Annotated in this window: 20 protein-coding genes; 13 read left to right on the top strand and 7 right to left on the bottom strand. The window is 61.8% G+C overall.

Going from position 1 to position 20,980, the window contains the following annotated elements; all coding sequences use genetic code 11:
* Positions 1 to 13: 13 nt before the first annotated feature.
* A complete protein-coding gene (locus I2I01_RS19320) occupies positions 14 to 1,228 on the bottom strand; it encodes an acyl-CoA dehydrogenase family protein (RefSeq protein WP_196288138.1) in 1,215 nt (404 codons plus the stop codon).
* A gap of 196 nt (positions 1,229 to 1,424) precedes the next feature.
* On the opposite strand from I2I01_RS19320, the gene purH reads away from it, so the two are divergent.
* The 6 genes from purH (at position 1,425) to I2I01_RS19290 (ending at position 8,894) form a co-directional block, all read left to right on the top strand.
* Complete coding sequence (purH, locus tag I2I01_RS19315; protein ID WP_196288137.1) at positions 1,425 to 2,960, top strand: bifunctional phosphoribosylaminoimidazolecarboxamide formyltransferase/IMP cyclohydrolase; 1,536 nt, start codon at positions 1,425 to 1,427, stop codon at positions 2,958 to 2,960.
* A gap of 350 nt (positions 2,961 to 3,310) precedes the next feature.
* Positions 3,311 to 4,336, top strand: coding sequence for a rod shape-determining protein (locus I2I01_RS19310; RefSeq protein WP_196288136.1), 1,026 nt, complete (start codon positions 3,311 to 3,313; stop codon positions 4,334 to 4,336).
* Positions 4,337 to 4,566: 230 nt separating this feature from the next.
* Positions 4,567 to 5,505: a rod shape-determining protein MreC gene (gene mreC, locus I2I01_RS19305; RefSeq protein WP_196288135.1), complete on the top strand. Its 939-nt coding sequence runs from the start codon at positions 4,567 to 4,569 to the stop codon at positions 5,503 to 5,505.
* A 17-nt stretch (positions 5,506 to 5,522) separates the two neighbouring features.
* Positions 5,523 to 6,029: a hypothetical protein gene (locus I2I01_RS19300; protein ID WP_211538045.1), complete on the top strand. Its 507-nt coding sequence runs from the start codon at positions 5,523 to 5,525 to the stop codon at positions 6,027 to 6,029.
* A 117-nt stretch (positions 6,030 to 6,146) separates the two neighbouring features.
* Positions 6,147 to 8,000: a penicillin-binding protein 2 gene (mrdA, locus tag I2I01_RS19295; protein ID WP_196288133.1), complete on the top strand. Its 1,854-nt coding sequence runs from the start codon at positions 6,147 to 6,149 to the stop codon at positions 7,998 to 8,000.
* Positions 8,001 to 8,177: 177 nt separating this feature from the next.
* Entirely contained in the window at positions 8,178 to 8,894 is a 717-nt protein-coding gene (locus I2I01_RS19290) for a 3-ketoacyl-ACP reductase (RefSeq protein ID WP_196288132.1), read from the top strand.
* 63 nt (positions 8,895 to 8,957) lie between these two features.
* Here I2I01_RS19290 and I2I01_RS19285 read toward each other — a convergent pair whose 3' ends face one another.
* From I2I01_RS19285 to I2I01_RS19270, 4 genes are all read right to left on the bottom strand, one after another.
* Positions 8,958 to 9,269: a hypothetical protein gene (locus I2I01_RS19285; RefSeq protein ID WP_196288131.1), complete on the bottom strand. Its 312-nt coding sequence runs from the start codon at positions 9,267 to 9,269 to the stop codon at positions 8,958 to 8,960.
* A 93-nt stretch (positions 9,270 to 9,362) separates the two neighbouring features.
* Entirely contained in the window at positions 9,363 to 10,016 is a 654-nt protein-coding gene (locus tag I2I01_RS19280; protein WP_196288130.1) for a M15 family metallopeptidase, read from the bottom strand.
* Between the two features lie 65 nt (positions 10,017 to 10,081).
* Positions 10,082 to 11,500: an NADH-quinone oxidoreductase subunit N gene (locus I2I01_RS19275; RefSeq protein WP_196288129.1), complete on the bottom strand. Its 1,419-nt coding sequence runs from the start codon at positions 11,498 to 11,500 to the stop codon at positions 10,082 to 10,084.
* A gap of 168 nt (positions 11,501 to 11,668) precedes the next feature.
* Positions 11,669 to 13,135, bottom strand: a complete 1,467-nt coding sequence (locus I2I01_RS19270) for a complex I subunit 4 family protein (RefSeq protein WP_196288128.1) — start codon at positions 13,133 to 13,135, stop codon at positions 11,669 to 11,671.
* Positions 13,136 to 13,312: 177 nt separating this feature from the next.
* Between I2I01_RS19270 and I2I01_RS19265 the strand changes: the two genes are divergently transcribed.
* Entirely contained in the window at positions 13,313 to 13,873 is a 561-nt protein-coding gene (locus I2I01_RS19265; protein ID WP_196288127.1) for a hypothetical protein, read from the top strand.
* Here I2I01_RS19265 and I2I01_RS19260 read toward each other — a convergent pair.
* Positions 13,870 to 15,198, bottom strand: a complete 1,329-nt coding sequence (locus tag I2I01_RS19260; RefSeq protein ID WP_196288126.1) for a serine hydrolase — start codon at positions 15,196 to 15,198, stop codon at positions 13,870 to 13,872. The genes I2I01_RS19265 and I2I01_RS19260 overlap by 4 nt on opposite strands.
* Positions 15,199 to 15,298: 100 nt before the next feature.
* Between I2I01_RS19260 and I2I01_RS19255 the strand changes: the two genes are divergently transcribed.
* The 3 genes from I2I01_RS19255 to I2I01_RS19245 all read left to right on the top strand — a co-directional run bounded on the left by I2I01_RS19255 (position 15,299) and on the right by I2I01_RS19245 (position 17,617).
* A complete protein-coding gene (locus I2I01_RS19255; protein WP_196288125.1) occupies positions 15,299 to 15,691 on the top strand; it encodes a VOC family protein in 393 nt (130 codons plus the stop codon).
* A gap of 76 nt (positions 15,692 to 15,767) precedes the next feature.
* Entirely contained in the window at positions 15,768 to 16,721 is a 954-nt protein-coding gene (locus I2I01_RS19250; RefSeq protein WP_196288124.1) for a bifunctional helix-turn-helix transcriptional regulator/GNAT family N-acetyltransferase, read from the top strand.
* Between the two features lie 11 nt (positions 16,722 to 16,732).
* Complete coding sequence (locus I2I01_RS19245) at positions 16,733 to 17,617, top strand: glutamate--tRNA ligase family protein (protein ID WP_196288123.1); 885 nt, start codon at positions 16,733 to 16,735, stop codon at positions 17,615 to 17,617.
* Between the two features lie 17 nt (positions 17,618 to 17,634).
* On the opposite strand, the gene nfi is transcribed toward I2I01_RS19245, so the two are convergent.
* Positions 17,635 to 18,324 carry a deoxyribonuclease V gene (gene nfi / locus I2I01_RS19240; protein WP_196288122.1) on the bottom strand — a complete coding sequence of 230 codons (690 nt, stop codon included), beginning with the start codon at positions 18,322 to 18,324 and terminating at the stop codon, positions 17,635 to 17,637.
* A 130-nt stretch (positions 18,325 to 18,454) separates the two neighbouring features.
* Between nfi and I2I01_RS19235 the strand changes: the two genes are divergently transcribed.
* The 3 genes from I2I01_RS19235 (at position 18,455) to I2I01_RS19225 (ending at position 20,975) form a co-directional block, all read left to right on the top strand.
* Positions 18,455 to 19,030, top strand: coding sequence for a DUF1990 family protein (locus tag I2I01_RS19235; protein ID WP_196288121.1), 576 nt, complete (start codon positions 18,455 to 18,457; stop codon positions 19,028 to 19,030).
* Positions 19,023 to 19,721 carry a DUF1990 domain-containing protein gene (locus I2I01_RS19230; RefSeq protein WP_196288120.1) on the top strand — a complete coding sequence of 233 codons (699 nt, stop codon included), beginning with the start codon at positions 19,023 to 19,025 and terminating at the stop codon, positions 19,719 to 19,721. Before I2I01_RS19235 ends, I2I01_RS19230 begins: the two co-directional genes overlap by 8 nt.
* A 201-nt stretch (positions 19,722 to 19,922) precedes the next feature.
* Positions 19,923 to 20,975: an NAD(P)-dependent alcohol dehydrogenase gene (locus I2I01_RS19225; RefSeq protein WP_196288119.1), complete on the top strand. Its 1,053-nt coding sequence runs from the start codon at positions 19,923 to 19,925 to the stop codon at positions 20,973 to 20,975.
* Positions 20,976 to 20,980: the final 5 nt, after the last annotated feature.

Here is a 20,980-nt window from a genome sequence, read left to right as displayed (position 1 = left end):
AGAGGCGGAAAAGCTAGCTTACGAAGCTTTTGCCTTCAAGTACGAAGCGGCCCACATCGGCCAGGGCTCCGTCGGGGGCGGGCTGGCGCAGGTAGTGGGTGAGGTCGCGGTGCAGCCGTTCGAAAGGAAGGGGCTCGAGCAGGCCGCGGGCGCCCACGCAGCGCTCGGCCAGCTGCAGCATGTCGAGGCAAATAGTTTCAATGGCGGTGCGCACCATGTTGGCGTAGGCCACGGTGGCTTCGGCGTCGGCGGGGGCGCCGGGGCGGGCGGCGTGTTCGGCGGCGCCGCGCAGCCAGTGGCGGCCGCTTTCCAGGGCAATGCTCATTTCGCCCAAACGCTGCCGCTGGTAGGGGTCGTCGATGCGGCCCAGGCCCTGCAGGAAGCGACGGGTTTCCTCAAATACCGCTTCGGCCCCGCCCAGTTGCACCGCCGCAAACCGAATGGCCCCGCCACTAAAGCCCGGCTGCCGGTAGTAGGCATCGGGCGGCCCGGTAAGGTCTTCGGGCCCGATTTCCAGCCCAGTCAAATCGGCCCGGAAGCTGGCCGTGGCCCGCATTCCCAGCGGCCGCCAGAAGGAGCGGTCCAGCGTCGGCGGCTGGCTGTCGGCCGGCAGCACAAACAGCTGCCAACCCTGCCCGCCAGGCAGCGCGCCGGTGATGAGCGGCCGCGCCAGGTGCCCCGCGCCCGAAGCAAATGTCTTGGCCCCGCGCAGGCGGTAGCGGCCGTTGGGCAGGGCCTCCAGCCGCACCCCATCGGCCGGAATTTCGGTATTCCACACCCCGAACAGCTTTCCGGCGCGGGCATCAGCGGCGTAGCGCGCCACCTGCGCGGCCGTGCCCAGCTGCTGAATGAGCAGTAGTGCATTGAGGTGGCCTTCGTAGATGCGGCCCACGGCCAGATTGCCGCGCCCAATGTGCTGCAACGTGTGCAGCAGCGGCAGCGTAGCCGCCGGGGCGTGCAGCCCGGCGCCGCCCAGGGTGGCGGGAAGCGCAGCCGTGAGCAGTCCCGCCGCCTGCAGCCAGGCAAATTCCTGAACCGGAAATGCGCCTACCTCGTCGGTGGCGCCAGCTTGCGCAAATAGCCGGGGCGCTATTTGAGCCGCGGCAGTTTCGGCCTGTGCGGGTGTCGCCAGTCGGGAGGAAAAGGCTGCCGTGGGAGCCGAGGAACCCGTTTCGATAGCGGCGGTGTCCGGCTCGGCGCTAGGCCCAGGTATAAAAACGGCTGACATACACTTACGGATAGGGAGAGGAAGGAATAAGCTATACCGTAAAAAACCTCCTATTGTTCAGCCTGCCCCTGAGTTACGGCCGGGCTGCGAGTGGATAACAATTCGGTAACATTGGGACCGGGAGCGCGGCGTACGCCCGCAGTACCTTTGCGCTGGCAATAGTGCTACGCTCTTTCCCTGCAAAAACAATTCGTTTATGTCGTCTCGCCCCATTCGCGCCGCTCTGCTTTCTGTGTACCACAAAGACCGGCTGGCGCCTTTGGTGCAGGTGCTGCGGCAGCACGGCGTGCAGCTGTATTCAACGGGCGGCACCCAGAAATTTCTGGAGGAAGAAGGCGCCGAAGTAACCGCCGTTGAAGACCTGACGGGTTTCCCGGAGGTATTCGGCGGGCGGGTGAAAACACTACACCCCAAGGTGTTCGGGGGCATCCTGTACCGCCGCCACGAAGATGGCGACCTGGCCCAAGCCGAGCAGCACGGCATTCCGCCCATCGACCTGGTGGTGGTCGACCTATATCCCTTCGAGGAAACCGTGGCCAGCGGCGCCGCCGAGCAGGAGGTTATTGAAAAAATTGACATCGGCGGCATCTCGCTGCTGCGCGCCGCCGCCAAAAACTTCCGCGATGTGCTGGTAATCAGCAGCCGCGAGCAGTACGAGGCCGTGACCGAGCTGCTGACGCAGAAAAACGGCGCCACCGACCTCGAAGACCGCCGCCACTACGCCGCCGCCGCCTTCGCCACCACCTCGCACTACGATACCGAGATTTTCAAGTACGTGAGCCAGGACACCGCCGTGGCCGGTGCCGCCCTGCGCCTGAGCGCCCAGCCCGCCACGCCCCTGCGCTACGGCGAGAACCCCCATCAAGCCGGCACCTTCTACGGCGACTTGTCGGCGCTATTCGACCAGCTGCACGGCAAGCAGCTTAGCTACAACAACCTAGTAGATGTAGACGCTGCTGTGGCACTCATGGCCGAATTCAGCGACGGCGCACCGGCCTGCGCCATCCTCAAGCACACCAACGCTTGCGGCGTGGCTCAGGCCGCCAGCTTGCGCGAGGCTTACGTGAATGCGCTGAGCTGCGACCCGACTTCGGCTTTCGGGGGCGTCATCATCGTGAACAAGGAAGTGGACGCGGCCACCGCCGAGGAGCTGAACAAACTGTTCTTCGAGGTGCTGATTGCACCTGGCTTTGCCGCTGAGGCGCTGCCCGTGCTGCAAAGCAAGAAAAACCGCATCCTGCTGCGCCAGAAGCCGGTGGAATTCCCGAAGAAGCAAATCAAAACCCTGCTCAACGGCATCATTGAGCAGGACGCCGACCGGCAGACCGAGACGGCCGCCGATTTCCGCACCGTCACGCAGTCGGCCCCTACGGCCGAGGAAACGGAAGCGCTGGTGTTCGCCGCCAAAATTTGTAAGCACACCAAGAGCAACACCATTGTGCTGGCCCGCGCCGGCCAGTTGCTGGCCTCGGGCGTAGGCCAGACCTCGCGCGTGGACGCCCTGCGCCAGGCCATTGAGAAGGCCGGCAGCTTCGGTTTTGACTTGAAAGGGGCCGTGATGGCCTCCGATGCCTTCTTCCCCTTCCCCGATTGCGTGGAAATTGCCGGCGCGGCTGGCATCCGCGCCGTGGTGCAGCCCGGTGGCTCCATTAAAGACGCCGACAGCATTAAAGCCGCCGACGACCTGGGCATGGCCATGGTCCTCACGGGCGTGCGCCACTTCAAGCACTAAGAGTAGCCGTCTGTCATTGCGAGGCCGTAGGCCGTGGCAATCCGTCCTGCTCTCAGCGACCAACTTAATAATGTGACAAAGCCCCGGCTCTGCGAGAGCGCCGGGGCTTTTGCTTTAAAACAAAAGAAGGAGACTTTATCACAATTTAGGGCTGGCCGCAATAGAGGACGGATTGCCGCGTTCCGCTGCGTTCCACTCGCAATGACAGACGGAAACCGTTCAGCGACCCCGATACATTCCTTAGCAGAATCCCATAATCCCGTTCACCAACCCGGCCCAAACCTTCCGTACCTTTGCCCATTATTTTGCTTCGGCCCCCGCCGGTGCTTCGCCTTATTGCATATTAATCAATGGGTTTCTTCAATTTCCTGACCAGCGACATCGCCATTGACCTGGGCACGGCCAATACGCTCATCATTCACAACGACAAAATCGTGGTGGACGAGCCGAGCATCATCGCCAAAGACCGCACCACTAATAAAGTCATCGCCGTGGGCCGCCAGGCCCAGCAGATGCACGAAAAAACGCACGACAACATCCGCACCATCCGCCCGCTGAAGGATGGCGTGATTGCCGATTTCCACGCCGCCGAGGAAATGATTAAGGGCATGATTAAGATGATTGACACGCGCACGCGGCTGTTTCAGCCCTCGCACCGCATGGTCATCTGCATCCCCTCAGGCATCACGGAAGTGGAGAAGCGCGCCGTACGCGACTCGGCCGAGCACGCCGGGGCCAAGGAAGTGTGGATGATTCAGGAGCCCATGGCTGCCGCCATCGGCATCGGCATCGACGTGGAGCAGCCCGTGGGCTCGATGATTATCGACATTGGCGGCGGCACCACCGAAATTGCGGTTATCGCGCTGTCGGGCATCGTGTGCGACCAGTCGATAAAAACCGCTGGCGACGTCTTCAACCAGGACATTCTCGACTACATGCGCCGGCAGCACAACCTGCTCATCGGCGAGCGCTCGGCCGAGCGCATCAAGATTGAAGTGGGCGCCGCCCTCACCGAACTCGACTCGCCGCCTGCCGACCACGAAGTACGCGGCCGCGACCTGATGACTGGTATTCCGAAAGTTATCAAGGTCACGTTCTCGGAAATTGCCATTGCCCTCGATAAATCGGTGGCTAAAATCGAGGAAGCTGTATTGAAAGCCCTCGAAATTTCGCCGCCCGAACTGTCGGCCGATATTTACGAAAACGGCATTCACCTCACTGGCGGCGGCGCCTTGCTGCGCGGACTCGATAAGCGCCTCGCGGCCAAAACCAAGCTGCCCATCCACATTGCCGAAGACCCGCTCCGCGCCGTGGTGCGCGGCACCGGCAAGGCCATCAAGGACATTCAGGCCTTCCGCGGCGTGCTGCTGACGTAGTCTTAGCCCAAAAATGCCAGCCCGTCATGCTGAGCGCAGCCGATGCATCTCTACCGCGCCGCTTGTCATGTTGAGCGCAGCGAAACATCTTATCGAGTTAGAACTACTAATTCGACGTTGATAAGATGTTTCCTTCGTCAGCATGACAATCGGTGCCCGCGAGATGCTTCGGCTGCGCTCAGCATGACGTTCTTTTAGCAGTTGCTTTTCTAAATAATTAATTACCACCCGTGCGGAATTTATTTCTTTTCCTATTTCGCTTTCGCGGGGCGTTGGTATTTGGCTTGCTGGAAATAATTAGCATTTATTTATTCGTTACCAATAATTCGTACCAGCGGGCGGCATTTTTCAATTCGGCCAATGCCTATGCGGGCGTGGTGCTGGAGCGCCGCACCCAGATAACCGACTATTTCCACTTGGCCGAATTGAACAAGCAGCTGGTGGCTGAAAATGCCGTCCTGCGCCAGCAGCTCTACCCACCCGACACGGTGCGGCGCGAGGCCGACTCGGTGGCTGTGCCCCCGGCCCGTACCGATTCGCTGCAGCGCGTGCGCTACCAGCGCCCCGCGACCCGGCCCGATACCTTGCTGCTGGGCCTGCAGCGCCTGGCCGCCCGCGACCCGAGTTATCCCCTGATTCCGGCGCGGGTTATTAACAACCGCCTCAGCAACGTGGATAACTTTTTCACCCTGAACGTGGGCACTGCCAACGGCGTGCAGCGCGGCCTGGGCGTGGTGGCGGCGGGCGGCGTGGCCGGCCGCGTGCAGGCCGTGACGGAGCATTATGCCACCGTGGCCAGTCTGCTGCACTCCAAAACCACCATTGCCTCCAAAATCAAGCGCGACGGCACCTTCGGCACCATCAAGTGGCTGGGCGACGACCCCACCCACGCCGTGCTCGACAACGTGCTGCGCGAAACTAAACTGGTGAAGGGCGACACGGTGGTGACGTCGGGCTACAACGCGGTGTTCCCGGAAGGCATTTTCATCGGCACTATCGAGTCGTTCGTGAAGGAGCCGGACAAGAACTTCTGGACCATTCGGGTGCGGCTGGGCGTCAATTTCTCCAACCTGACCTACGTGTACGTGGTGACGAGCCGGCCCAAGGCCGAGCGCGACACCGTGGAAGCGCGCGCGGGCATGCTGCCGGAAGGAGGGAAGCGCAAATGAGTGGCCTGCGGTTCATATTGGTTCAAATTCTGCGGTTTGCCGTGTACGCAGGCCTGCACGTGATGCTCATCAGCCGGTTGGTGCTGTTCGAGTTGGGCTGGTGCTTTTTCTACCTAGGCTTCTTGCTGTTTTTGCCTTTGCGCACGCCCATCGTGGTGCAGCTGCTGCTGAGCTTTGCCATGGGGCTGACGATGGACATTTTCTACGACACGGGCGGGCTGCACGCGGCGGCGGCCGTGCTGCTGGGCTTCCTGCGGCCGTGGGTGCTGCGCCTGCTCACCCCGCGCGACGGCTACGACTCGGCCGACACCGTGAACGTGCACCAGATGGGCTGGCAGTGGTTTAGCGTGTACCTCACGCTGCTGGTGCTGCTGCACCACGCCGCTTTCTTCATTCTGGAGCTGGGCAGCTTCCGCCACATCGGCCTCACGCTGGGAAAAATACTGGTGAGCGCACTCTTTACCGGGTTGGCGTTGTTGATTGTGCAGCTCTTGTTTTTCCCGGTGCGAAGGGGGCGGAGTTAGGGTTATTTAAATCCTGTCATGCTGAGCGCAGCGAAGGACCTTATCACGTGCGAACGAATAATGTTCTTCGGTGATAAGGTCCTTCGCTGCGCTCAGCATGACAGAGAAGAGTGAATTATGCAATACTTAGAAGGCCGTAAATACGTCGTGCAGGGCATCTTCCTGGTGGTGGTACTCGTCTTCCTCACCCGCTTGTTTTTCATGCAGGTGATGGACGGTACCTACAAGCTGGCGGCCGACAAAAACACGCTGCAACGGCTGGTGCAGATACCCTACCGTGGCCTGATTTACGACCGCAAAGACCACCTGCTGGTGCAAAACGAGCCGGTGTACGACCTCATGGTGGTGCCCCGCGAAGTGAAGCAGCTCGATTCGGCCCGCTTCTGCCAGCTGCTGCAGATTCCGATAGAGGACCTGCGCAGCAGCTTGCTGGCGGCTAAGAAATATTCGCGCAACAAGCCCTCGCCCATTGTGCAGAACCTGTCGACGCCCGACCTGGCTGTCATTCAGGATAATTTGATGGATTTTCCGGGCTTCCGCATTCAGGCACGCATGGCGCGGGCCTACCGCACCTCCAACCTGGCCCACGCCTTGGGTTACGTGGGCTCCATTACGCCAGCGCTGCTCGAAAAACCGAAATACGCCAAGTACCAGCCGGGTGAGAATATTGGTATTTCGGGCCTGGAGTCGTACTACGAGCCCATCCTGATGGGCCGGCGCGGGGTGCAGTACAAGATGGTAAACGTGCGCGGCGTCGAGAAAGGCAAGTTCCGCGACGGCGAGTTCGACACTCTTTCGGTGGCCGGGCGCGATTTGCATTTGAGCATCGACGCCGAGCTACAGGCCTACGGTGAGCAGCTGCTGGCGGGCCGGCGCGGCTCCATCGTGGCCATCGAGCCCAAGACGGGCGAGATTCTGGCCTTCGTGTCGGCCCCGCACTACGACCCCAAGCTGCTGACGGGCAAGGGCTCGGGCAACCGCTACATGGCCCTGCTCAACAACCCCGACCGCCCGCTGTTCGACCGCCCGCTGATGGCCACCTACCCGCCCGGCTCGGTGTTTAAGCTCGTGAACGAGTTGGTGGCCTTGCAGTTGGGCGTGGTGCAGCCCGGCACCGGCTTCGAGTGCAACCAGAAGCTGGTGCGCTGCACCCACCGCCACGAGCGGCCGTCCAACGTGAGCATTGCTATCAAAAACAGCTGCAACCCCTATTTCTATCAGGTGATGCAGGCGGCGGTGCTGCGCGGGCAGGCCAACAACAAGTACGACGACACGCACATCGGCCTGGGCCAGTGGCAGAAGATGGTGAAAACCTTTGGCCTGGGCGAAAAGCTGGGCGTGGACATGCTGCAAGAAAAACGCGGCCTGATTCCCTCGCCGGAGTTCTACGACAAGAAGTTCTTCGATAAAAAGCGCAACAAGCAGCACCGCTGGAGCTACCGCAACGTGTACTCGCTCAGCATCGGGCAGGGCGAAATCGGCATCACCGGCGTGCAGATGGCCAACGTACTGGCTACCATTGCCAACCGCGGCTGGTACTACACGCCCCACTTCGTGCGCAGCGTGGGCAACAGCGGCCCGCTGCCGCAGTTCCGCCAGAAGCATTACACGGCCGTCGATACTGCGCTGTTCAAGTACATCATCCCCGGCATGCAGATGGTAGTGGACGGCAACGGCGGCACCGGCAACCTGGCTTCGCTGGCCGAGCTGGGTATTTCGGTGGCCGGCAAAACCGGCACCGTGCAAAACCCCCACGGTTTCGACCACGCCACCTTCGCCGCCTTCGCCCCGGTAAACGACCCGAAAATTGCCATCGCCGTGTTCATCGAAAACAGCGGTTTCGGGGGCACCAGCGCCGCCCCCGCCGCCGGCCTGATGATTGAGAAATACCTGCGCGGCAAAGTGGCCGGCTACCGCCACCGCTGGGAAGACTGGGTGATGTACGGCGACTTCACCAAGAAACTGCACTAGCTGTAGGTCAGAATAATCGTCTGTCATCCTGAACGCAGCGAAGGACCTTCTCACGTCGGAACAACTCGTTCTAACGTGAGAAGGTCCTTCGCTGCGTTCAGGATGACGAGTATTAGGCAACCTTTCTAAGCTAGCTCAGTTTTATTTCCTCAACATCCGAAACCGAGCAATCAAATTATGGAATCCCTGCAAGGAAAAATTGCCCTCGTCACGGGCGCCGGCAAAGGCATTGGCCGCGCCGTGGCCCTCGCCCTGGCTGCCGAAGGCGTGCAAGTGGGCCTGCTGGCCCGCACCGATAGCGACCTGCAAGAAGTAGCCGCCGAAATCATTGCTGCCGGTGGCAGCGTGGCCACCGCCGTGGCCGACGTGGCCGACCGTACCGCTGTGAACGTGGCCGTGGCCAAAATTCACCAGGAACTGGGCCCCATCGACATCCTCATTAACAACGCCGGCATCGGCAGCTTCGCCAAGTTTCTGGAGATGGAGCCCGATCAGTGGGAGCACATCGTGCAGGTCAACGTGTTCGGCACTTACTACGTGACGCGCGCGGTGCTGCCCGACATGATACAGCGCCAGACCGGCGACATTATCAACATTTCCTCCACCTCGGGCTTGCGTGCCGCCGCCGGCAGCAGCGCCTACAGCGCCTCCAAATTCGCCGTGATGGGCCTCACCGAAGCCCTTATGCAGGAGGTGCGTAAGCACAACATCCGCGTGTCGGCCCTCACGCCGAGCACCGTGGCCACGCCCTTGGCCTTGAACAATAACCTGACCGATGGCAACCCCGATAAGGTGATGCAGCCCGAAGACCTGGCCGAGTTTATCGTGTCGCAGCTCAAACTGAATCGCCGCATCTTCATCAAAGAAGCCGGTATGTGGTCGACGAATCCGTGATTAGTAGAGCTGCTTAGAAAGCAAAGCGCCCCCGCAACCTGTGTTGCGGGGGCGCTTTGCTTTCTAAGCAGATGCTCCCGGAGCAGTGATTTCTTCTAATACCAGAGCGGTTTCATTACCATACCAATCATTCGCAAACGGCAAACCCGCCAGAATAGAAACACCGCTTCCTAGTAGCCTAAAAGCACAAATAGTTTTCCAGCCATGAGGAATCGCATCCATTGGTTTATCAAATTGCTGGGTTGCTGCGGTTAGTTCAACAATGTTTGTCGTCGTTCCTTGACAAATGCAGAAAGTTGTACCAATTGGAAAATCATGCTCTGGACGCATGACGAAGACAATGCTAATGTCTTGCTCGCCTTTTATTGCGGACACGAAATGTGGCAAGTGCCTTAGTACTGATGCAGAGGCTTTCCCAACTACTGTGACGCTTCTCATATCGTGCATATTAGCCAAGCCCAGTTAGTTCTACAGCTTCTCAAACGGTACGTCCTGAATCGGGTACGCCTTCCAGTCTTTGAAATCGAAATGCCACCACTCGGCCGGCAGCACTGTGAAGCCGTGGGCTTCCATGCGGGCGCGTAGCAGGTCGCGGGCGGCGCGTTGGGCCGGGGTCCCGCCCGCGTAGGCGGCGTAGGAGCGGGGGCTCATCTCGTCGTATTCACCGGGCATGGGCACTTCATGGTTGGCAGCAATGTCCCAAAGGCTCAGGTCCACGGCGCAGCCGCGGTTATGGCGCGAGCCCTTGCGTGGGTCGGCTACGAATTCCTTTTTATCGGCCGGGGTGTGGTCCCACATCTGCTTGGTGATGCGCCAGGGCCGGTAGCCGTCGAACACTAATAGGCAGTACCCCTGCGGCTTCAGTTCCGCATTCACCTGCGCCAGCGCCTCGGCCGCCGGCCGCTGCAGAAACGCCCGCGCCTGCGGATACAGCACCCGGCCCATGAAATTCTGCGCCGTAGCGTAGCGGATGTCTAATCGGATGGTGGGGTCGAGCTGGGTCAGCTCCACCAGGTCGGTAGGGCGGAAGCTGCCGGTTTCGCGCGGCGGCTGCGCGGCGCAGCTACTGAAGAAACCAAGGACGCAGAGCAGCCAGAGGCGCCGATGAAAGCGGTTTATCATGGCCAAATAAACAAAGAAGGCAACCCACTGGGCTGCCTTCTCATTATTCGATACTTCAAAACCAATTACAAAAGCCCACTCATGAAGCTAGGCGCAATGCCCAGCACAATGGTGAGAAGCGCCAGCACCACCAGCGTGGCCGACTGGATGCCGTCTACCGGTACGGGCGTGGCGTTGTCATCAGCCGGGCGCAGGTACATGGCAATGAGCGGGCGCAGGTAGTAGTACAAGCCTACCATGCTCATAATAACGGCAAACACTACGAGGCCGATGTAGCCCTGGCCCACGGCCGCTGCCAGCAGGAAAAACTTACCAAAGAAGCCGCCCGTGAGCGGAATGCCCGCCAGCGAGAGCATAGCCACCGTCATCACAAAAGCCAGCAGCGGGTTGGTACGGCCCAAGCCGTTGAGGCCGGCGTAGGAGTCGTTCTGGCGGTGGTCGTTAACCAGTTTCAACACGCCGAAGGCTGCCACCGTGGCGATGGAGTAAGCCAGGGAGTAGAAGAAAATGGCGCTGGCCGCTTCGCTCGTGGTGCCGTTGGTGCCCAGGATGATGCCTTTGCTGGCCACGAGGCCAATGAGCAGGTATCCGGCGTGGCTCACGCTGGAATATGCCAACATGCGCTTGGGGCTGGTTTGAACGGCCGCGCCCACGTTGCCGAGCAGCAGCGTGAGGGCGCACATGGCTTGGATGGTGGGCATCCAGAAGCCCTGGGCGGCCGGCAGGGCCACGGCCAGCAGCTTGAGGAAGGCGGCAAAACCAGCCGTCTTCACCACCGTGCTCATGAAGGCGGTGAAGAAAGTAGGCGTGCCTTCGTACACGTCGGGCGTCCAGAAGTGGAACGGCGCGGCCGACACCTTGAAGCCGATGCCGATAATCATCAGCAGGATGCCGATGTAGAGCATGGGCTGCAGGGAGGCATTGGTCGGGGCGGCCACGGCAGCGGCCAGTTGCGAGAGGGCAAAGGTGCCCGTAGCGCCGTAGAGCAGTGCCACGCCGAAGAGCAGGATGCCCGTGGCAAAGGCGCCCATCAGGAAGTATTTGAGGGCGGCTTCGTTGGAGCGCGAGTCGCGCTTGCTGCTGCCGGCCAGCACATACATGCTGATGCTCAGAATCTCAATGCCCACAAACAGCATCAGCAGGTGGTCGTAGCCCACCATCATAATGGCGCCTACCAGCGAGAAGAGCAGCAGCGCGTAGTATTCGGCCAAGTTGGGCTCGCCCGAGGTCACGTAGCTGCGCGAGAAGGGCAGCAGCACAATGGCCGTGAGCAGCACGATGCCGGTGAAGGCCACCGTGTAGTGGTCGACCACCAGCATGTGGTTGAAATACGACGCGGGCTCGCTGTTCCAGTCGGCGTAGTTGGCCCCGAACACGGCCAGCAGCAGCAGCATGGCGCCGGGCAGCAGCACCTTGTTCGAGCGCAGAAAGCCCAGGAACAGGTTGACGATGCCGAAGACGGAGAGGAGAATGATGGAGGTCATGGGCTTGCTTAAGGCAGAAGGACAGGCTTGGTAACTGTCATCCTGAGCGGAGCGAAGGACCTTAGCACGGCCGCTTCGTTGGATAACTACTTCAAATTTGCGCGAGCTTGATGGGGTCCTTCGCTGCGCTCAGGATGACAGCCGTTGGCGGCCGCCTTCTGGTAAAAATTACCGCCCGGCCAGCGTGAGGATGTTCGTCACGGCCGGGTCCGACAGGTGCAGGAAGGAATTGGGAAACAAACCAATCCAGAACACCAGCGCGATGAGGGGTACCAGCACCAGCAGCTCGCCGCCGGTGAGGTCGGTGATGGTTTCGGAGTAGGCGGAATCGGGACCGAGCATCACGCGCTGGAACATGCGCAGCAGGTACACGGCCGAGAAAATGATGGTGAGGCCGGCCACGGCGCCCACCCAGGCGTTGTACTGGTACACGCCGGCCAGCAGCAGGAACTCGCCCACGAAACCGCCGGTGAGCGGCAGAGCCACTGTGCTCAGCAGCATCACCAGGAAGCACACCGACAGCACCGGCGTGCGGCGGGTGAGGCCGCCCAGGTCGGGGATGTAGCGGGTGCCGGTGCGGCGCTCAATGGCGTCAGCAATGAAGAACATGCCCACCACGTTCACGCCGTGGGCCAGCATCTGCACCACGGTGCCCTGCAGGCCGGTGGCGGTGAGCGAAAACACGCCGGCGGCCATCAGGCCCACGTGGCTCAGCGAGGAGTAGGCGATGAGGCGCTTCACGTCGCGCTGGCGAATGGCGATGATGGCGCCGTAGATGATGCCAATGACGGAGAGGATGATAACCGGCTTCTGCCACTGGCTCACGCCCAGCGGCACCACCGGCAGCAGCCAGCGCATGGTGCCGTAGATGCCCATTTTCAGCATGATGCCCGAGAGCAGCATAGTGGCGGGGGCGGGGGCGTCGGTGTAGGTGTCGGGCTGCCAGGTGTGGAAGGGGAAGATGGGCATCTTCACGGCGAAGGCTGCGAAAATCAGCCAGAACAGCCACGACTGCTCGGCGGCACTCAGCTTCAGATTGTAGAAGGCTGACAGCTCCGAGGAGTGCGCGGCCAGCGAGCCGGCGGCGGGGCCGGTTTGCAGGTAGAGGTACACGAAGCCGGCCAGCATCAGCAGCGAACCCACTACGGTATAGAGGAAAAACTTGAGGGTGATGGCCACACGGCGCTCGCCGCCCCAGGCACCGGCCAGGAAGTAAATCGGAATCAGGGCCACTTCCCAGAAGAAGTAGAACAGGAAGGCATCGAGCGAGGTGAACACGCCCAGCAGGCCGGTTTGCATGAACAGCACGAGGGCGTAGAAGGCCGTCGGGTTGTCGAAGTTGCGCTTGAAGGCGCTCAGCAGGATGAGCGGGACCAGGAAGGTGGTGAGCAGCACCAGCAGCAGGCTCAGGCCGTCGAGGCCGAGGTGGAAGTTGATGCCGGCCGAAGGAATCCAGCTATAGTTGAGGTCGAAGGCGGCGGCACCGCTGCTTTTGAAGGCGAAAGCGGTGTACACCGCGAGGCCAAATTCGATGAGTGAGGCACCCAGCGCGAGGGCTCGGGCGGTGGCTCCCTTGGTGAGCAGCAGCAGCAGCGCGGCGGCCAACGGGAGGAAAAGCAGAACAGCAGTCAGCATCGGCAATAGCAGAAGGGCAGCAGCGGCACCGGGAAACCGGCCCGCAAATTGAGCGCAAACTTACGCATTGACCCGCAAGGCTGCACTGTATTTTTGGAACTTCTGCCCACGGGCAGGGGGGCAGGCGCGTGGCCATTACCGTTTGGGCGATGCGGAAATGTCGCGTAATTGGGTCACATGAGCAAAATCCAGTGCCGATTGCTGCGGTGGGGCGGCAGCTGCTTGCTGCTGCCGTTGGGCAGTTGCCAGCCGGCTCCCTACACGTGCGTATTTCTGCGCAACACCGAAGCCAGACCGGTCGTGGTGTGGCTAACCGGGCCCGGGGAAACCGTAGGCGGGGTGTTTCGCGCACCGGGGCAGTATCGCCGGGGGTACCGCAACACCTTGCTATACGCGCCTACGTTGGTGCGGCCCACGTTGAAAAATGTTGACCGAATGCATGATTCGTTGGCGGTGAGCAGTGGCGGTGGCGCTACTATAAAATTCACGGTGCCCGCGCACGCCACCGTTTGGCTGGGCGTTTACAACCGGTGGGGCAAACAAGCCTTTCGGCCGGAACTCAACAACCGCCGTCAAGCCAGGGTCGGATTGGGCAATGCCGGCAGCGTCGGGTTGCGCCCTGAGTTAAAGTTGCAACGGGCCGATTCGTCTATTGCCGTGCTAAACGGGGCGGCCCTTGCGAAAGTGGCGCACACCAGTTTTGCAGGCGCAAACCGGCGCCTCTGGCTCGACATCTAGCGGGCCACCCGGCGGCTGGCCAGCACGCGCCCGCCGGCATCAAGCCACTGCGCCGTGTAAAGCCCCGGCGCCAAGGTCACTACCGAAACAGAAGTCTCCATCCCGGCTGCCGGCTGCTGACGCACCACGCGGCCCAACGCATCGAGCAGGCGCACGCTGGCAGCGGCTAAGGCGGGCTGGCGCAGGGTGAGCGTTTCGGCGGCGGGGTTGGGGAAGGCGCCGTAGCCAGCGGCTTCGGAAGCCGGCGCCGCAGCCGTGGGACGGCAGAATACGGCCATTATTTTTTTCCAGAGCTCGTTGTCGAACGACGAAACGGCCAGCGTGCGCGGCCCCGCCGACTGGCCCTGGCGCACCACTACCAGGCCCAGGCTGGGCACCACGAAAATCTTCTGGTCGTTTTTGCCGAGGGCGGCAATCATGTCGGCAGGCGCAGCCGGCGTGAAAGGGCCGGAAAAAGTCAGCTGCGAACCGGGTAGCTTGTAGCTGGCCTGGCCATTGAGCCACCAGAGGTAGCCGTAGCTACGGTTCAGCGCCTGGCTGGGCGTGGTCATGGCCTGGAAGTAGGCGGCATCGGTCATTATCTGGGTGCCGTTCCAGGCGCCGCGGGCCAGGATGAATAGGCCAAAGCGGGCCATGCTGCGCGCTTTGCTGTAAAAAACGTCGTTCACCCACACGCCCGTCATGCCAATGCGGTTGCCAAGGCGCTGGTTGGTGTATTGTGTCATGCTGGTGGCGCCGTTGGCCTGCGTCAGCACGTCCTGCAGGGTGCGGTAGGCGCCGGTGTGGTAGGCCCAGCGCGTGGCCGGCGGGGCCAGGTAGAGCAGGCAGCCGGGCGTGGTGCTTTCGTTGTCGCAGGGCGCGGGCGGGGTGTCGTCGAGCCCACTGGTCATCGTGAGCTGGTGCCGGATGGTAATCAGGCGCTGCTGGGCGCGGGTGGCGCTGGTCCAGCGTCCCAGGTAGCGCGAGGTGCTGTCGCCGAGGCTGAGAACCCCGTCTTGCTGGGCCAGGCCCACCAATGTGGCCGTGAGCGACTTGCCCGCTGAGGCCCAGTACCAGGCCGAATCGGCGGTGTAGGTGCCGTAGTACTGCTCCACCACCAGGCGGCCGTCCTTCAGGATGAGCAGCGACTTGCTGCCCTTGCGCCCGGCAAACGCCAGCAGCGAATCGAGTTGCGGCTGACACCAGCCCAGGCTGGCGGGCGTGGTGCTGGCCCAGGTGCTGCCGCTGAGGGGCGGAAAGTACAGTACTGGAGTTTGGGCCTGAACCGGATTATCAATTGCAAGCAAACCGAACAGGCAGCAACCAGCGAGTATTAGTTTTTTCATCGGTGCAAAGGTCTTTACCATCGAATATTTACCTAGACTTGCTGACCAGCTGCCAGTTTAAATGTATAGAATGATTCAATCAGCGGCGACTTTTAAGAATATGAACCATCCCGTCCTGCGCGTGGCCCGGCCCACCGATAATTTACCCGCTCTGCTGCGCTTCTATTGCGACGGCCTGGGCCTGCAGAAACTCACATCTTTCGCCGCGCACAACGGCTTCGATGGCGCCATGCTGGGCCACCCGCAGGCGCCATATCATTTGGAGTTCACGCACCAGCCCGGCCACGTAGTGGGCCGCGCGCCAACAGCTGATAATCTGCTGGTTTTCTATCTGCCCGATGCAGTGGAGTGGCAGGCCGCTGTGCAGCGCATGGAGGCCACCGGGTTCATGCCGGTACCATCCTACAACCCCTACTGGGACCAGCAGGGTCGCACGTTTGAAGACCCCGACGGCTACCGCGTGGTGCTGCAGCAAGCCGCCTGGGCCTTGTAATCTGGTAATTCGAGGGCTGTAGTTGCGGATATGGAAACAGGTAGTAATTTTGTGTAAGTACTTACATAAAATTACTATGGATTTTTTACAGCAGCTCGGGCCGGTGGCGTTAGGCAGCCGCTTGCGGCGGTTGAGCGAATACCTTACGGGTGAAGCCACCAGTATCTACGCCGATTACGGCTTGAGCTTTCAGCCGCGCTGGTACCCCGTGTTCTATTTGATTGCGCATCGGCCCGGCATTTCCAGTAATGAAATTGCGGAGCAGATTGGGCACACGCATGCCTCAGTGAGCCAGATTGTGAAGGAGCTGGTAGGCAATGGCTTGCTGGCCATGACGCCCGACCGCCAGGACCAACGCCGCCGCCTGCTGGCCCTGACGCCCCTGGGCCATGAAGTGCTGCCGCAGCTGCGCGCCCAAACCGACGATGTGCGCCGTAGCATGCAGGCTTTGCTGGACGCGGCCGAAGTAAACCTTTGGCAGGCGCTGGACCGCTTCGAACTGCAGCTGCAGCAGCAGAGCCTGCGCCAGCGCGTAGCCGACGCCCGCCACCAGCGCACGGCCGCGCCGGTGCAACTGCGCGACTTCCGGCCCGGCGACCAGCCCGTTTTCCGACAGCTCAACGAGGAGTGGATTTCGCGCTACTTCAAGCTGGAGCCCGCCGACCTGAAGGCGCTCGACCATCCCGAAGAATACATCCTGGAGCCGGGTGGCTGCATTTTGCTGGCCGAGTTAAACGGCCAGGTAGTGGGCACCTGTGCCTTGATTAAGATGGAGGACGGCCACAGCTACGAACTGGCCAAAATGGCCGTGTCGCCCGCCGCGCAGGGCCAGCAGATTGGCTTCCTGCTGGGCCAGGCGGCCGTGCAGCGGGTGCGCGACCTCAGCGGTACCCGCGTGTACCTGGAAAGCAACGCCATCTTGAAACCGGCGCTGGCGCTGTACCGCAAGCTGGGATTTCAGGACTTGGCTGAGCCCAATCCGTCGCCCTACGCCCGGGCCGACGTGCAAATGGAGCTGCTGCTGAGCTAAACCGAACAACGATGCCTGCTCCGTCCCCCGTCATTTCGCGTCTGGCACCCACCCCCAGCGGCTTTCTGCACCTCGGCAACGCCGTAAACTTTGTGCTCACCTGGCTGCTCACGCGCCAGGCCGGCGGCACGTTGCACCTGCGCATCGACGACCTGGACCGCGCCCGCCTCCGCCCCGCTTACCTCGATAATATCTTTCGCGTCATCGACTGGCTGGGCCTCGACTACGACCACGGCCCCACCGGTCCCGACGACTTCCTGCGTCGTCATTCGCAGCTGCTGCGTCTGCCCGAATACAACCGCGTGCTGCGTCGGCTGGCGCAGCAGCCCAGCTTGGTGCACGCCAGCCAGCGCACCCGCACCGGCGGCCCCGAGGCGGCCGTGCCGCTCGAAACGCCCGGCGCAGCATGGCGGGCGCACGTGCCGGCTGGCACGGAAATCCGGTTTGAGGATGCCTGGCAGGGTGAAACCGCCGTGCCGCTCGGCGCACTGATGCCGGACTTTGTGATTCGCAAAAAGGATGGCGTGGCCGCTTATCAAGTGGCGTCGGTGGTGGATGACTTGCGCCTCGGCACCACGCTCATCGTGCGCGGGCTCGATTTGCAGCCCAGTACCGCCGCGCAGCTGTGGCTGGCCAGCCAGCTCTCGGAAACTTCCGCTTTTAAAGCCGCGCGAATCCAGTTCTACCATCATCCGTTGCTCACAAACGAAGCAGGGCAGAAGCTGTCGAAGTCGCAGCAACTACCGGTTGATGCGGGCATTCTAGCGCAGCACGAAGGCAAACGGGCCGTTTTCCAGGCGGCAGCTAAGTTGCTAAAGCTACCGGTTGATGCGCAAGAAACGTTGGCTTCGTTGCAGCAGGCCTTCAATCAAGGGAATCACTTTTTGCTTGCTTAAGGGCCTGTTGCGAAGAGCTACCGCACTTCCTTCTTGAACTCCTCCGCCCAATGGTCGGCCAGGCGGGTGGGCTCGGGCAGCTTGTAGCCGCGCAGGCAGGCCAGCGTGAGGCGTGTGGCAGTGGCCTGGTCGCAGCGGTGGCCGGGGCTGACGAACAGCGGCAACACCTTGTCCTTGCTACGGATGACTTCGCCAATGACCTCGCCCGATTTCGTGTCGAGCAGTTCCGTAATGCTGCCGCGCGTGATGCCGGGTTCCTCAAAAGCGCCGGTGAGCTTCTGCTTGGCCACGCCGAAGGTGGGCATGTCGAGCAATACGCCCAGGTGGGCGGCAATGCCCATGCGGCGCGGGTGCGCGATGCCGTGGCCGTCGACCATGATGATATCGGGCTTGTTCTGGAGCTTGGCGAAGGTGTGAATGACGTTGGGCGCCTCGCGGAAAGAGAGGAAACCGGGCATGTAGGGCATATCCACGGGGCCGTAGTTGTACACTTTTTCCACCAGCTCCAGCGAAGGGAATTTCAGCACCACAAACACCGACAAAATGGTGTCGGGCGTGGGAAACGACGAATCGCAGCCTGCTATCAGGCGTGGCTCATGGGCCAGCGGCTCGTGGCGCACGCGCTGGCGCATGTCGTGCTGCTGCTGGGTGAGGCTCTTGACAAGGACCGGGTCGGGTGGGGGGCCGGGCGGGCGGTAGTAGGCCATAAGGAAGTGGTGAGGGTTGAATGTGGAGGGTTGAGTTTGCAGTCAGGCGTTTTTCCCATCGGAAAAGCCCGGCCGTAGCATCCTGCGGCGGCGCGGGGCGTATGAAGGGCCATACGATTCTTCGCCTGCCATGTCTGAACCCACTGCCGAGCAACCCGCCGCCACCGGCTCCGGCCCGCTGCTGGAGCGGCGCTATTTCATTGATGTTGCCCGCCCTCGCCTCACGCCCGCCCAGCTTATGGCCGAGGTGCAGGCCGACGTGCCCCACTTCTCGCCCGAGCTGCTGGCCGATTTCAAAAAGAAAGACGGCGACGACAACCTGAAACCCGGCGACGAGTTCAGCATCAAAATTCTAGGTCCCTGGAACGGCTGCGTGCGCGTCACCGAAGTCGGCGCCACTTCGTTCGAGTTTATCACCCTCGAAGGCCACCCCGAAGCCGGCCGTATCCGCTTCGAGGCGCACTACCGCGACGAGGCACCCGGCGTGCTGCGGTTTGAAATCCGCTCCCTGGCCCGCTCGCGCGACGGGCTCGTGGCTTTTGCCTACGATACCCTCGGTGGCGGCAAGCTGGTGCAGGAAGCCACCTGGGTAGAATTTTGCCAGCGGGTGGCGGCGGCCAGTGGCGGCCAGGCCCTGGGTAACGTAGTGGTCGAAACCTTCCGGCACGACGAGGCCGGCCACGTGCAGCACACCCGCCATGAGTAACCAAGTTGCCGCCGTGCCGGCCACGGCCAAACCGCCCGCCTGGGAGCAGTACCGCGCCCAAATTGAGTCTTACAGCAAGGCCAAAGTCAACTACGACTTCGCGCGCCAGAGCGAGTACACCAGCGAAACCGGCTGGCGCCTCGACGACTACGCCACCGACCTGCCCGCCGAAGCCCCCGGACCGCCCGAGGCCGCCGGTTCGTTCGCGGCCGCGCAGGAGGTGTTGAAGCGTTATGCCTTTCCGCCGCCCGACCTTATCACCGGCTACTTCGACCCCGAAACGCCGCTCGAAAAGCGCATCATGGTGCTACGGGCGCACTTTCTGGTCTTCAACTTCTACTTCGGCGTGCGCGTGAGCGAGGTAACCGACGAGGCCGCCCGCGCCACGCCCAACGGCCCCGAGCGGGTGTGGGGCTACGGCTACCGCACCCTCGAAGGCCACTTCGAGCGCGGCCAGATTGACTTCACCATTCACAAAAACCTGACCACCGGGGCGGTGCAGTTCCGCATCCACGCCGTGTCGCAGCCCGGACAGATTCGCAACCCGTTCTACTGGCTCGGCTTCAAGCTGTTCGGGCGCATGCTGCAGCGCAAGTTTGCCCGCGAGTCGCAGCGCCGCATGCGCGAGTTAGTGGCCACGCAATTGGCGGGCCAGCCGCTGCCGCAAACCTTGAACGCGCCGGGTGGTTAGGAAGCATCGTCATGCAGAGCGCAGTGAAGCGTTTTGCCCACGCCGTCTGTCATCCTGAGCGTAGCGAAGGACCTTATCAAGTTTAGGCGAGTTGTTCAGACATGAGAAGGTCCTTCGCTGCGCTCAGGATGACAGACGAATCCGTTCTGCATTCAGCCCGTCATTCAACCCTCAACATTCAAAACTCAACCATTCCCCAATATGCTTTCAACGAAAGCTTACGCCGCACCGGCCGCCAGCGTCCCGCTCGAACCCTTCAACTTTGAGCGCCGCGACGTGGGCCCGCACGACGTACTCATCGACATTCAATTCTGTGGCGTGTGCCACTCCGACCTGCACCAGGTGCGCGACGAATGGGGTGGCTCTGTGTTTCCGATGGTGCCGGGCCACGAAATCGTGGGCCGCGTGACCAAGGTAGGCGACCATGTGAAAAACTTCAAAGTGGGCGATATTGCCGGCGTGGGCTGCATGGTCGACTCCTGCCGTACCTGCCCCAGCTGCCAGGAAGGCCTGGAGCAGTACTGCGAAACCACCGGCATGGTGGGCACCTACGGCGGCGTGGAGAAGGAAACCGGCCGCCCCACCTACGGCGGCTATTCCTCGCAGATTGTGGTGGACGAGAAGTACACCCTCAAAGTGTCGGAGAAGCTCGACCTGGCCCGCGTGGCGCCGCTGCTGTGCGCCGGCATCACCACCTACTCGCCCCTGCGGCAGTGGAAGGTGGGCCCCGGCCACCGCGTGGCCGTGATGGGCCTCGGCGGCCTGGGCCACATGGCCGTGAAGCTGGCCGCCGCCATGGGCGCCGAAGTGACCGTGCTCAGCACCTCGCCCAACAAGGAAGCCGACGCCAAAGAGCTGGGCGCCCACAAGTTTGTGGTAACCAAAGACGCCGCGCAGCTGAAATCGGTGCGCAACTACTTCGACTTCATCATCAACACCGTGTCGGCCCCGCTCGACCTGGCCGCCTACCTGAACCTGCTACGCCGCGATGGCACCATGATTCTGCTGGGGGTGCCGCCGGAAGCCCCACAGGTGCACGCCTTCAACCTCATCGGCAAGCGCCGCCGCATTGCGGGCTCGCTCATCGGCGGCATCGCCGAAACCCAGGAAATGCTGGACTTCTGCGCCGAGCACAACATCATGTCCGACATCGAGCTTATCGATATCAAAGACATCAACGAAGCCTATGAGCGCATGCTGAAAGGCGATGTGAAATACCGCTTCGTGATTGACTTGGCCACGCTGGACAATTAACTCGG

Source organism: Hymenobacter properus, from assembly GCF_015694735.1.
GTDB classification, from domain to species: domain Bacteria; phylum Bacteroidota; class Bacteroidia; order Cytophagales; family Hymenobacteraceae; genus Hymenobacter; species Hymenobacter properus.
Note: the sequence above shows the minus strand (reverse complement) of the source record. Positions and strands in the feature narration are given on the sequence as shown.